Here is an 11,608-nt window from a genome sequence, read left to right on the forward strand (position 1 = left end):
GCTGGGGTTAGTTCGGGGTTTGGGGCCGTAAATTTTCCATGACGATCGCTCGTTGTTCTTTTAATAAATTTTACAAAGCTAAATATTACAAACCATTGCGCAAAGTCTTACGGTTTATGAATTTTTGACGCAATGTTTGCGCAATTTCGTATCGTGTATCGTAAGTCGGGTGAGCAAATTTACTTAGTATTTTGCCTTTGACCGACTGCGTTCATCACGATCCTTTGTCAGACGATCGCGCATTGTCGATCGCAGAGAGTAATAATATATGACACTTCCTTTACTGAGCTATCCTACTAAATCCCAAAACCAACGGGTGGCTGGATATGAAATCCCCGGAGACGAGTCTCCTAGAATTTTCACCTCGAATAACCTCCAGTTGGGTATTGAAGTCGATCGCCTCATTCAAGCTGCATATCGCCAGATTTACAACGAGCAACAACTGCTCAGCTGCAATCGTCAAAAAACGTTGGAATCTCAGCTTCGATCGGGTGAAATCACCGTGCGAGAATTCATTCGGGGCTTAGTTCTCTCGGAACCGTTCCGCACGCGCAACTACGAGTGCAACAACAACTATCGCTTCGTGCAAATGTGCGTCCAGCGAGTCCTCGGACGGGATGTATACGACGAGCGCGAAAAGTTGGCTCGATCGACGGTACTGGCAACTCAAGGGTTGCAAGGCTTCATTAATGCTCTGCTCGATAGCGACGAGTATCTGGAAAATTTTGGCGAGAATACCGTTCCCTATCAGCGGCGACGCATTTTGCCCCAGCGGATAGTGGGGGACTTACCTTTTGCCCGGATGCCCCGCTACGGCGCAGACTACCGCACTCAACTCGAAGCATTGGGCTACAATTTCCAAGGTGGTGGTCTCCAGAATCCTCAGTGGGACAATCTGCCCCCGCGTCAGGCGCGTTTGGCGGGTGCGGCGATCGCCATTTTTGGAGCCACGTTTGTCTCAGGCCTTCTGATTGCTGCTGCCTTGGCTGCTTTCGGCTTTATCTCTCTGTAATCTTTCCTGAGTTTCTCCGATGTCACTCAGAATCAGAAACCCCTCAAGATGAGATTGGAATATCTAGAGACTGAATGAGGTTGGAAAACTCAAACCCTTACAAACTAAAGGATTGAGAGCATATCTCGCACTCCTTATAAGTTACAAATCTTAAATTTTTCGCGGTTTGTAACTCTTTATGATGAAACCTTAGAAGCACTTCTTGACAATGACTCTTTTCGTCAAGCTGCGGTGCCAAAGGGCTGTCTGTCGATGCGCTCGGAACTTGAAAAACCAAATTCAGGCACAGCGAAAGGCTTTATTTCGCTCAAATCGACCCCTCGACAACTCCCACGAGTATATTCTTTCAACTCAATTGCTTTAGTAACCGAGGAGACAAAATTTAATGACTTTCGGACCCGCATCCCCGCTCGGGGTGGCTCTATATGAAGATACTCCCCCTTTTGAAATGTGGCCCGGTCGCTCGGAGGAAGAAGCCCAAGCGATAATTAACGCCGTTTATCGGCAAGTTTTGGGCAATGCCTACGTCATGGAAAGCGAAAGACTCGCCGTTCCCGAATCCCAATTCAAACGTGGCGAACTCAGCGTGCGCGAGTTCGTGCGAGCCGTGGCTAAGTCCGAGCTGTATCGTTCCCGCTTCTTCGATAGCTGCCCTCGTTACCGCTATACGGAGTTGGCCTGCAAGCATTTGCTCGGTCGCGCGCCCGATGGCTACGAAGAGATGAAAGCCCACAGCCAAATCCTCGACGAAAAAGGATTTGAAGCGGATATCGATTCTTATCTCGATAGCGACGAGTATCAAGAAGTCTTTGGAGAAGATACCGTTCCTTTCTTGCGAGGTTACAAAACCCAGACCGGCAAGAAGATGGTTGGGTTTACTCATTTCTTCAAACTCCAACGGGGTGCATCGAGCAGCGACCTCAAAGGTAGCTTATCGGGTAAGAGTCCTCGCTTGAATGGTTTGGTGATTCAAGAAGTCGCCACGGCCGTCGTTCCCCCTTCTGGTGGTTCTTCTGGTTGGTCGTTCTCCGAGCCTCCTATCAACCCGCGCGCGCGCCAAGGGGCTGGAGCCACCGAAGAAGGACAAATGTATCGGATCGAAGTCACCGGTTACCGCTCTAATGTGGTCAATCGGGTGTCGAAGTTCCGTCGCTCCAACAAGGTTTATTTGGTGCCGTTCGATCGGCTTTCTGAAGAGTACAAGCGGATTCACCGTCAGGGCGGCGTTATTTCCAGCATTACCCCCGTGTAGGGAAGGGAATCTGGCTTTGGCACGATCGCCCACGGGAGTTTGTCATCTCATGGGCGATCGCGCTCGATTTCGATATTTTGAAAACATTTTCGATCCGCGCCACCATTACTTTTTAATCATCGATCGGTGGTGTAAAAAAGTAGGGCTTCAGCATTGTCGCTCTCGATGGCGCGATCGTAAAACTTTCAAATTAACCGTCGTGCAAGCTGTGGGAAATCGGGACGGCACGTAGGTCAAAAGCGTTAAAATCCAGGCGCTCGTTGTAACCTCCAATGCTTCCTGGAGCAACAGCTTGCACGGTGACGATCTAAATCTTTATTCAAATAGGAGAAATTAACAAATGGTCAGTACCGCTCCGGCTGTAAAGTTTGGCATTGATGCCTTTTCCGGTCCTCCGGTCGAACTATGGCCCAATTGCTCTTCTGAGGACCTGCAAACGGTGATTCGCGCTGTTTACCGGCAGGTGTTGGGCAATCCTCATTTGATGGAAAGCGAACGTTTAGTCAGTGCCGAATCTCAGTTGTGCAACGGCGATATTAGCGTGCGCGAGTTCGTGCGGGCCGTCGCCAAATCCGAGCTATATCGCAGTCGTTTCTTTGAAAGCTGCGCTCCCTATCGGTTTGTGGAGCTAAATTTCAAGCATCTGCTCGGTCGCGCTCCCCAAGACCAAGCCGAAATTGCCGAGCATCTCGATCTCACCCTCACCGGTGGTTACGATGCGGAAATCGACTCTTACCTCGATAGTGCCGAGTATCAAACCGCCTTCGGTGAAAATACCGTACCCTACTATCGCGGCACTCAGACCCAAGTGGGTCAAAAGCAGGTGGGCTACAATCGAATGTTTGCTCTGTTCCGGGGACCGGCAGAAGCTGACACGGCCACCAAATCTTCCAATCTCGTGGAAGCCATCGCCACCAACAGCACCAGTCCCATCGTTCCCCCCAAGTCCGGCGGACGTTTGAGTCCTTATAGCGATGCGGCTGCCAAGACCTTCAAGATCCTGGTTAAAGGTGGGAAATTCGACTGCCAGCGCCGCCGTCGCAGCACCACGACCTACATCGTTCCCGGAGATCGGATGACCCCGCAAATTCAGCGGATCAATCGCTCGAGCGGCACGATTGTCAGTATTACCGAAGTATAGGTCATCCCATCGGTCTAGGAGGCGATCGGATTTATTTCACGCTTGCCCCCTAGATGAGAGGGGTTTAACATTTTTTAACAACTACAAACAATATTTAGGAGAAAAACACCATGTCCTTATGGGCTATCGACAGCGATCGAGTGGCACTACGTCCCAATGCCACGGAAGACGACGTGCAAGCCGTCATTCGGGCTGTTTATCGGCAAGTATTGGGCAATCCCCATTTACTAGAGAGCGATCGTCTCATCAGTGCCGAATCTGGGCTATGCAATGGTGACATTAGCGTGCGTCAGTTCGTTCGGGCTGTTGCTAAATCCGGAGCTTATCGCTCTCGGTTCTTCGAGCGTTCCCCTCAGTATCGGTTCATCGAGCTGAACTTCAAACACCTTCTCGGCCGCGCCCCCCAAGACCAGTCCGAAATTGCTCGGCACGTTCTCATCTATAACGAAAGCGGCTACGATGCGGAAATCGACTCCTACATCGATTCTGCGGAATATCTCGAGAATTTTGGCGAGGATACCGTTCCCTTCGCTCGCAGCACCCAAACGCAGGTGGGCATTAAAAACGTCGGCTTCAACCGGATGTTTGCCTTGATGCGGGGATATGCCACCAGCGATAGCAGCAATAAATCGGCTCTGGTTGCCGATCTCGCCGCAAACGCCGCCACTAAAATCGTCAGACCGGCTGGAGGCTCGGGAGCTTATAGCGGTACGGGCAAGCGCTTCCGGATTCAGGCAGTCAAGGGTCAAGCGACATCTCGGCGCAGCAATGTTTGTTATACCGTCAGCTACAACCAGCTCTCCCAAAATATCCAGAGCATTCACAAAACCGGCGGCAAAATTCTCAGTATTTCTGAAATCGCCTAAACTGAATTTTTGAAGAAAGGTTAGCTTTTTCTAGTCCCACAATACCTTGTGTATTGTGGGATATTTATTGGTAGGAGGGGATCGCAAAAAAAAGGAGACAAAACTTCCCTGAACTCGGGAACGGTGTTTGCTCCGTAGGAATCCATCTCTAAATCAAAATGCCGATCTGATACCAAATCTGGTTTCCATGCCCCACTTAGTCAAACCGCTATCTTGTAATCAAAGGGTTTAGTCGATTTTTACTCAAGGGGTTTTGGCCATCGGATTTAGTATGAAAACTGAGCCGAAACCCCTATGGTACAAAGTTTCAGCCTGGTAAGATTGACTTTGGGAATCAGCTCGTACTTATTTGCTATCCGCAGCCACCGCAGCGGCAACGGAATCTTCAAACAAAAATTCATGGAGAAATTTTTCAGACCATTCATGACCGAAATAGCTTTTGAATAGCCCTGCTGCCGGGTCTCGCTCGGCACTATATCGGTCGTAATCTTTCTGTGCCTCGACAATCCGTTCGATCGCAGTTGCTTCGGAATTGGGTTGAGCTTGTTCTAAAAGTTTCCAGTAGAGTTGGATATATTCTTGATAAGCTGGAAAAAGTCGATTGACAACTGTATCTGCATCGGTCTTTGCAAACAGCAAATACGGCGAAAAATATCGATCGGCATCGTAAAATTTCATGGGCAAATCTTGCGCCAACTCGCTATATTTCTCTCGAATTTGGTGCATTGGCTCGATGTATTTATCTAAATAATCCGAATCTCGAAACAGTGGCTGAAAATCCAAAACTACTAGAATTTTCTTCTTACCAAAAGCCAAAAAATCGATGCCTAGCAAGGGCAAGTCGTAGTGATGGTTCGGATAAATTACACTATTGAAAATTTGAGCTGTTTCTCCAGCATTGATGTAGGTATAACGGATTTTGCGCAGTTGGGGACATTCATAGCACCAGCTTTCAATCATCGCTGGTGTTTTACCTCGCTGGCTGACCTGAAATTCTAACTCGCTTGAAATTGGGCGACTTCGCAACTCAAAGCGATCGAATAATTCCCGTTCTAGGTATTGGAGAAAAGGTTGAAACATAGATTTATTTAGAAAGTGTCTAAACCGTCGCGAAACAGGCTGTTTCCGGGAGAAGGGAGAACTTTCCCAGAGCATGTTATCAGTTAAGTCGAGAAGCCTTTAAACATCATGACTGGATGGCGATACTCCGATTGAGTTGCTTCGCGAACGATTAAAAACAGATCGGATAACCAAAACCCACGATCGGTCTGGGAGATCCGGCTAACTGATGACGAAATCGTAAATGGGTCAATAGATTTAACTGAATAGATCGGCTCCCTAAGCCCAGACTCGGCTCCTATTGTCAGGTCTTCACACCTCAAATCTGAAAAGTTGTAATAAATATTTACCGATAAATTTAAACATTACAGGCTATCCAGCGACGATCTCAACCGGAGATGCAACTCTATCCTGGGGTGAAGTCAAGACCATCTATGCATTAGGAAATTATTGCCCTCGATCGAAATGGAAGACGATCGAATATTAACTTTTATTTCTGTTTTCTCAGAAAACAAGACCCAAGAATCTCTTTTGCGAGGAAATGTTACCTCGATCGCTTCAAAGATTCAAGCTGCTAAAAATGACGGTATTCCTCCGGGAACCTGCGTTCTTCGTCGATGGGAGATAGATCGAGATCGCGCTGCCAAACAACCTCAATTCGATCGATCGGCTCACCCGTTCGAGAATCTTGTCGATGTCCGCGAAAATTAGATCGGGACTTTCTAAAGAGGGAGAATCATAAAAAACAAATAGGTTGTCAATCTCGCCAGAAGCGCGTTTAACAACCTATTTCGGTCGATATTAGAGATAATGAAAAGCCAAACACCTCTACCTCATGCAAACGGGTCTGCTACAAAACGACCGCGATGCTGTTTCCTGTTTCTGAGTTCGAGGTGTATCGATTACTCACCCGATTCAGTATCGAACGTCATCGGTTCGATACTGACAATTTGACCGCCCATGCGGGTGATGCGCCGCATTTCTTCGTTCATGCGAGCGTAGGGAACGGTGAGAAATACTCGCTCGCTGGTACGAAGCGGATAATCATTCTCATCATTTTCCCAATTTTGGCGTAACCCCGTCACTTCATAGCGAAATAGACGATTGCCCGAGGGAGTGCTCGAACTCGATCCGAAAACAGATGAACTTCTCATAACCTTCTTTTTTCAAAAATAGTAATATAAGGGACTTGAGAAAGGGGTGGAAAAACCCCTCTCCCAGTCATGGGTTAAAACTCAATTCGCTGGCGTGATACTCGCAACCTTACCCCCTTGCTTGTTAATCTGCGCTAGGGTTTGAGAAAGCTTGTCATAAGACACGCAGAAAGATTGGCTGCTGCGTCGAACTGTGGGCGTTCCCCCTCGGCGCAGGTTGTTGGGATAGCCGCGGCCGAGCATTTTGGTGACTTCTACGCGGTAGACGCGGCTGTTGCTCCCCGATTGCTGGGTCGAACCGCCCATCGAGCGCGCTGGCGTTACGCCCGCTTTGGAGGGACGGTAAGCCCATCCTTCATTAGCACCTGAAGGTCCGACGACCGCAGAGGCGCTATTTTTAGCCAGTTCTGCAGCCAGACGGGTTTCCGTGCCTTTGGCTTGAGATCGATCGCTAGTGGCGTAGCCGCGATACAGTTGGAACATCCGGTTGAAACCGACGGTTTTTTGTCCGGACTGGGTGTCAAAACCGCGATAGTAAGGGACGATATTTTCGCCAAAATTATCTAGATATTCGGCAGAATCGATGTAAGAATCGATGTCGGCATCGTAGCCTTGATTTTGGTACAAATCTAAGTGGTAGATGACCTCGGACTCATCGTAAGGGGCGCGACCGAGTAGGTGCTTGTAGTTGAGTTCGATGAATCGAGTTTGGAAGCTGGGGTAGAAAAACTTAGACTTGTAAAGCTCTGATTTTGCCACGCCGCGCACGAAATCCTGCACCGAGATGCTACCATCGCACAGCAAAGACTCCAAACTCGCGAGGCGCTCTGATTTCATCAGATATTCATTTCCCAAGACCTGGCGATAGACTGCACGAATCGCCACTTGAGCTTCCGTTGCCGTCCAGTTGGGGCGCAGCTCGACTTTGGGAGTTTCGCTAAATGCAGAAGTTCCCAGCCGAGAGGCTGCTGTTGTAATTGCCACTCTTAATTCTCCTTAGTTCGTATTTTCGTCAATCGAGAGGGTTTAGCTCAAACTTCGGTGACGCTCATAACTTTGCCACCGCTGCGGGCGATTTGTTGCAGGCGACCGGAAAGTTGGTCGTAAGAGACAACAAATTCGGTGGTGGTTTTTCGAACTTGAGGTCTGACCCGAGAACCTTGCCGTACGACCCGCACGCGATAGCGCCCGCTGCGTCCGCCACTCGTCGTCCCGGTGAGGGTTCCCGAGGATGGAGTCCGAACCGGCGAGGCCAAATTTTTGCCCATGTCCCAGGTTAACCATCCTTGTTTCTGACCTTGGGAGCGATCGCTGTTGGCATAACCGCGATACAGTTGGAACATCCGATTGAAGCCAACGGTTTTTTGTCCGGGCTGGGTTTCAAAACCCCGGTAGTACGGTACGATGTTGTCGCCAAAGAAAGAGCGATACTCATCAGAATCGATATAAGAATCGATATCGGCATCGTATCCCTTCGCGTGATACAAGTCGTTATGGAACGCAACTTCTGTTTGGTCGTAGGGAGCGCGACCCAGCAAGTGCTTGTAGTTTAGCTCCGTAAATCGATTTTGAAAGTTGTTGTAGAAAAATTTAGACTTGTAGAGTTCGGACTTCGCCACGCAACGGACAAAATCTCGGACGGTAATACTGCGATCGCACAGAAGAGATTCCGCACTGGTCAAGCGCTCGGAATTCATCAGGTGTTCGTTGCCGAGCAACTGGCGGTAAATAGCCCGAATTGCAACTTGGGCTTCTTCTTCCGTCCAGTTCGGTCGAAGTTCGACTTTGGGGGTTTCGCTAAATGCAGAAGTTCCCAGCCAAGAGGCTGCTGTGGTAATTGCCATTATTTCGAATCGAAATTTTTTTATCAAATATAAAGAGTGCCCGAACCGGTAAACAACTACGAACTTTGAGTTAGTAGCTCTTTATCGATCCGGGCTGAAACTGCAAACAACTACGAAATAGAAATTTCAGTTGTAGCTCCTTACCGTTTCTAAGCTAGACAAACTAGCTCAAAGCATTGATGGCGTAATCAATGTAAGAGTTGGCTTCAACTGCCGGGTCGCCACTGAGTCCGTGGTTGTTTTTGATGTGCTTGAGGGCTTCGACGTACCAGCTAGGAGACAATTCAAAGGTGCGGTTGATTTCGTCGATTCCAGCGATCAAATACTCGTCCATAGGACCGGTACCACCGGCAACTAAGCAGTAGGTGACCATGCGCAGGTAGTAACCGATGTCGCGAGCGCACTTGGACTTGCCTTCAGAAGACGAGGCGTAGTTGGGGCCTTGCATCTGAGTCGTGTAGGGGAACTTGTTGTACACGGCTTGAGCAGCTCCATCGACCAAGCTAGAAGCTTTGTCAGTCAAAGCTTTAGCAGCTTCCAAGCTAGCACTGGCTTGCTTGAAACGACCGAAGGCGGTTTGGATTTCGGTGCTGCTGAGGAAACGTCCTTGGGAATCAGCAGCGGAAACTGCTTCAGTAATTGGGGTTTTCATCGTTGTGTGATATTTCTCTAAAGGGTTTACTTTGTCAAAATAAAGATGAAGTTTTTGACTTCACCTAAAACTTCTTAAGATCGCTTAGGAGACTGCAGAAGCCGCGCGATCGAAGTAAGTGCCGATTTCAGACATCAAGCTGCTGCAATCACCTTTAGTGATTCCATTGGTGTCGCCAACGATGGATAGAGCGGCATCTTTCATTTTCGAGACGCCCGTTGCGACAGAAGCTCCGGGAGTTCCCAAGGCTTGGTAGGTTTCGCGCAGACCGTTGAGGCAGCGATCGTCGAGGACGCTGGCATCACCAGAGAACACTGCATAGGTGACGTAGCGCAAGATGATTTCCATATCGCGCAAGCAAGCAGCCATCCGACGGCTGGTGTAAGCATTTCCACCCGGAGCGATTAGCTGGGGCTGCTCGGCGAACAAGGAGCGAGCGGCGTTGGCGACGATAGTAGAGGCATTGCTGGTAATGCGGTTGACCGCATCCATGCGCTTGTTGCTATCGGAAACCATGCTGCTGAGGGCATCGAGTTGGGAGGAGGAAAGGTACTCACCCCGAGCATCGGCTTGAGAAACGACTTTGGTGAATGCGTCGAACATTAAATCTAATCTCCTACTTGATTGAGATGAGCGTGATTGAGATTCAAAACTCAAGATGTTTTGTTAAATCAGGCGTAGGCTTTTATAAGCAAGCCCACAAAAGAGTTAATCCAGACACAATACTAATATTTCCCGAAATTAAAGTGCTACTAAACTTTGTAGAACTTTACATGACTTCTTAGATAAACATGAGAAAACTTTGTGTCTATATGAGAAGTTGATAAGTCTCGGTGGTTTAAGGGTTGTCTGGATTATTGACCCTTACAGATAAAATTTATACACCGGGGTCGGACGTTTATTTATTACATCTTGTTAAGAATCGAAATATCGATCTATCGACTCTCCGGACAGCCTCGGGTAAAACTCAACATTTGTAGGGCTTACGAGCATTTAAGGTTCCCGATATCTGCCTCAATTCGATCGAATTGATTTTTAATATAAGTGTACGTATTGAAACGATCTGTTACATTACTGCAACAGAGAACGTTCGTGAAGCCTCTAGTACTCTGCCACATTAATTCTGACGGTTCGTTTCGTAGTAGTGCCCCTGTGCCTACCCCGTCCGGTAGGGGCAACCACGGGGGGATTGCCCCTACTCATCAAAATCTCTGTGGTGGAGTACTAGTTCGATACGAGATGACGCTCGGGGCGTAACGACATCACAGAACAGGGATGGAATCCTTTTCCATCGCCTGCATTGTTTGGGATCTAAATCCCTAAATCCGTTTTTCTAGATATTGACCGATGGTATGCTCTTCTCCCGCTCGCGAGATGATGGTTTGGCGGGTGCGGTACTGCTGACCGACTAGCTTGATTTCCTCTTCAAATGCCGAACCTCCGTATTCCGTTTTCAAACAGAGGCTTTGGGGATTGGGGGAAGATAATTGGGCGGTAACGGGTTTGGAGGTGGCAAAACCGCGATCGCGATATAAAATATCCCCCAACACGCCGAAAATTGTCGAACCTTTGACCTGTTTACCTTCAGGGCCGCAGTAGTGGCTATCCCAACTAACTTGGCTACCGCAGACGAAAATTACATCATCTTTGAGTCCGTGTCGTTTGGCTAAGTCGATAAGTATTGGATGTCCTGACTCGATAAACTCAATTTCCAAGAAGCTAACGACCTCTTGAGAGGTTTCTTGTTTGAGGGTGTAGTAACGTCGCGTAGACTTCCACTGACCTGCCGAACGGAGGAAAATATCAGTCGCCAAGCTTTCAATCGAGAGTTGCTGGGTTTGAAAGGACGATCCCATAAAGGTTAAACCTCATTTTTTGACCTATATCACAATGCGGTACTTTTTGTTCAAAATCCGTATTTGTTATTACATATTTTAACACAATTTAAAAAAGTGACGGTCGGGGCAACAACAGGGGATAGCATGGGTAACCCGTTTTGCTTGCGTGCCTCTTGCTTTTTAAGAGAGAGGGGGAGATCGGGAGACGCAGAGATAGAGAAAATCTAAGTTTCTGTTCCCCTCTTCCCGTTCCCGATCGCATCACTCGTGCAAATCCGCTTCCCACACGGCAATGTAAATCCGATCGTCCTCATCCCGCTGAATCGTTCCTTTGAGGCGATCGCGGCGACCGCTGACAAAATCAAATCGATCGACTTTACCCCGATACACCGCCGTCAATCCCTTCTCGATTTTTGTCGAAAGGTTGTTGCTCGTCATCCCCTCCAACATCACCGACAGAGTTTCGATCTCTAGAGACGGATCGAACGTGGCTTCCGTTTGCCGCAATCGTCCCGAACCCGGATCGAACAAATACCCTAAATCCGCCCGTCCCGGAATCCGATCTTCATACAACACCGCCCGAGTATTCCACAATCCACTAGACGCGCGGGTGGGTTCTCCCAAGGCAAATTCGATCGCGCGGCGTTGGGTTCCCGGCGCAAATGCCGGTAGGTCTGTCGATCGATTCGTCGATGGGTTGGGCGATCGCGAATCCACGTTGTCCACCTCGGATTCGGGTGTATCGGGTGTCGAGATACTTTCTTCCGGCGTCTGTTCTTCAGATCGATCG

The 11,608-nt window shown here is 48.7% G+C and carries 13 protein-coding genes and 1 pseudogene; 6 read left to right on the forward strand and 8 right to left on the reverse strand.

Annotation, left to right across the window (positions count from 1 at the left end; genetic code table 11):
- Positions 1-268: 268 nt before the first annotated feature.
- From IQ235_RS07660 to IQ235_RS07680, 5 genes are all read left to right on the forward strand, one after another.
- Positions 269-1,012: a phycobilisome rod-core linker polypeptide gene (locus IQ235_RS07660; protein WP_264320891.1), complete on the forward strand. Its 744-nt coding sequence runs from the start codon at positions 269-271 to the stop codon at positions 1,010-1,012.
- Between the two features lie 385 nt (positions 1,013-1,397).
- Entirely contained in the window at positions 1,398-2,264 is an 867-nt protein-coding gene (locus tag IQ235_RS07665) for a phycobilisome linker polypeptide (RefSeq protein WP_264320892.1), read from the forward strand.
- Positions 2,265-2,280: 16 nt separating this feature from the next.
- Positions 2,281-2,496 (forward strand): hypothetical protein, encoded by a 216-nt coding sequence (locus tag IQ235_RS07670; RefSeq protein ID WP_264320893.1) that lies wholly within the window; start codon positions 2,281-2,283, stop codon positions 2,494-2,496.
- A gap of 108 nt (positions 2,497-2,604) precedes the next feature.
- On the forward strand, positions 2,605-3,405 hold the full coding sequence (locus IQ235_RS07675) for a phycobilisome rod-core linker polypeptide (RefSeq protein ID WP_264320894.1): 801 nt from the start codon (positions 2,605-2,607) through the stop codon (positions 3,403-3,405).
- A 110-nt stretch (positions 3,406-3,515) separates the two neighbouring features.
- Complete coding sequence (locus IQ235_RS07680; protein WP_264320895.1) at positions 3,516-4,271, forward strand: phycobilisome rod-core linker polypeptide; 756 nt, start codon at positions 3,516-3,518, stop codon at positions 4,269-4,271.
- Between the two features lie 345 nt (positions 4,272-4,616).
- Here IQ235_RS07680 and IQ235_RS07685 read toward each other — a convergent pair whose 3' ends face one another.
- Positions 4,617-5,351 carry a 15,16-dihydrobiliverdin:ferredoxin oxidoreductase gene (locus IQ235_RS07685; RefSeq protein ID WP_264320896.1) on the reverse strand — a complete coding sequence of 245 codons (735 nt, stop codon included), beginning with the start codon at positions 5,349-5,351 and terminating at the stop codon, positions 4,617-4,619.
- A 444-nt stretch (positions 5,352-5,795) separates the two neighbouring features.
- Between IQ235_RS07685 and IQ235_RS07690 the strand changes: the two genes are divergently transcribed.
- The gene (locus IQ235_RS07690) at positions 5,796-6,041 is read left to right on the forward strand and encodes a hypothetical protein (RefSeq protein WP_264320897.1); all 246 of its coding nucleotides are present in this window, start codon (positions 5,796-5,798) and stop codon (positions 6,039-6,041) included.
- Between the two features lie 191 nt (positions 6,042-6,232).
- Here IQ235_RS07690 and cpcD read toward each other — a convergent pair whose 3' ends face one another.
- The 7 genes and pseudogenes from cpcD to IQ235_RS07725 form a co-directional block, all read right to left on the reverse strand.
- Entirely contained in the window at positions 6,233-6,484 is a 252-nt protein-coding gene (cpcD, locus tag IQ235_RS07695) for a rod-capping linker protein CpcD (RefSeq protein ID WP_264320898.1), read from the reverse strand.
- An 81-nt stretch (positions 6,485-6,565) separates the two neighbouring features.
- The gene (locus IQ235_RS07700) at positions 6,566-7,468 is read right to left on the reverse strand and encodes a phycobilisome linker polypeptide (RefSeq protein ID WP_264320899.1); all 903 of its coding nucleotides are present in this window, start codon (positions 7,466-7,468) and stop codon (positions 6,566-6,568) included.
- 47 nt (positions 7,469-7,515) lie between these two features.
- Entirely contained in the window at positions 7,516-8,328 is an 813-nt protein-coding gene (locus tag IQ235_RS07705) for a phycobilisome linker polypeptide (RefSeq protein WP_264320900.1), read from the reverse strand.
- Between the two features lie 163 nt (positions 8,329-8,491).
- Entirely contained in the window at positions 8,492-8,980 is a 489-nt protein-coding gene (cpcA, locus tag IQ235_RS07710) for a C-phycocyanin subunit alpha (protein ID WP_264320901.1), read from the reverse strand.
- Between the two features lie 84 nt (positions 8,981-9,064).
- The gene (gene cpcB, locus IQ235_RS07715; protein WP_264320902.1) at positions 9,065-9,583 is read right to left on the reverse strand and encodes a C-phycocyanin subunit beta; all 519 of its coding nucleotides are present in this window, start codon (positions 9,581-9,583) and stop codon (positions 9,065-9,067) included.
- Between the two features lie 716 nt (positions 9,584-10,299).
- Positions 10,300-10,836: a phycobiliprotein lyase gene (locus tag IQ235_RS07720; protein ID WP_264320903.1), complete on the reverse strand. Its 537-nt coding sequence runs from the start codon at positions 10,834-10,836 to the stop codon at positions 10,300-10,302.
- A 243-nt stretch (positions 10,837-11,079) separates the two neighbouring features.
- Positions 11,080-11,608, reverse strand: a pseudogene (locus IQ235_RS07725) (hypothetical protein); the annotation flags it as partial.

Origin of the sequence: Zarconia navalis LEGE 11467, from assembly GCF_015207075.1 — a bacterium.
GTDB classification, from domain to species: Bacteria; Cyanobacteriota; Cyanobacteriia; order Cyanobacteriales; family Geitlerinemataceae; genus Zarconia; species Zarconia navalis.

Coding starts and splice junctions, on each gene's coding strand:
- IQ235_RS07660 (WP_264320891.1), top strand. CDS start 269: ATGACACTTCCTTTACTGAGCTATCCTACTAAATCCCAAAACCAACGG.
- IQ235_RS07665 (WP_264320892.1), top strand. CDS start 1,398: ATGACTTTCGGACCCGCATCCCCGCTCGGGGTGGCTCTATATGAAGAT.
- IQ235_RS07675 (WP_264320894.1), top strand. CDS start 2,605: ATGGTCAGTACCGCTCCGGCTGTAAAGTTTGGCATTGATGCCTTTTCC.
- IQ235_RS07680 (WP_264320895.1), top strand. CDS start 3,516: ATGTCCTTATGGGCTATCGACAGCGATCGAGTGGCACTACGTCCCAAT.
- IQ235_RS07685 (WP_264320896.1), bottom strand. CDS start 5,351: ATGTTTCAACCTTTTCTCCAATACCTAGAACGGGAATTATTCGATCGC.
- IQ235_RS07690 (WP_264320897.1), top strand. CDS start 5,796: ATGGAAGACGATCGAATATTAACTTTTATTTCTGTTTTCTCAGAAAAC.
- cpcD (WP_264320898.1), bottom strand. CDS start 6,484: ATGAGAAGTTCATCTGTTTTCGGATCGAGTTCGAGCACTCCCTCGGGC.
- IQ235_RS07705 (WP_264320900.1), bottom strand. CDS start 8,328: ATGGCAATTACCACAGCAGCCTCTTGGCTGGGAACTTCTGCATTTAGC.
- cpcA (WP_264320901.1), bottom strand. CDS start 8,980: ATGAAAACCCCAATTACTGAAGCAGTTTCCGCTGCTGATTCCCAAGGA.
- cpcB (WP_264320902.1), bottom strand. CDS start 9,583: ATGTTCGACGCATTCACCAAAGTCGTTTCTCAAGCCGATGCTCGGGGT.
- IQ235_RS07720 (WP_264320903.1), bottom strand. CDS start 10,836: ATGGGATCGTCCTTTCAAACCCAGCAACTCTCGATTGAAAGCTTGGCG.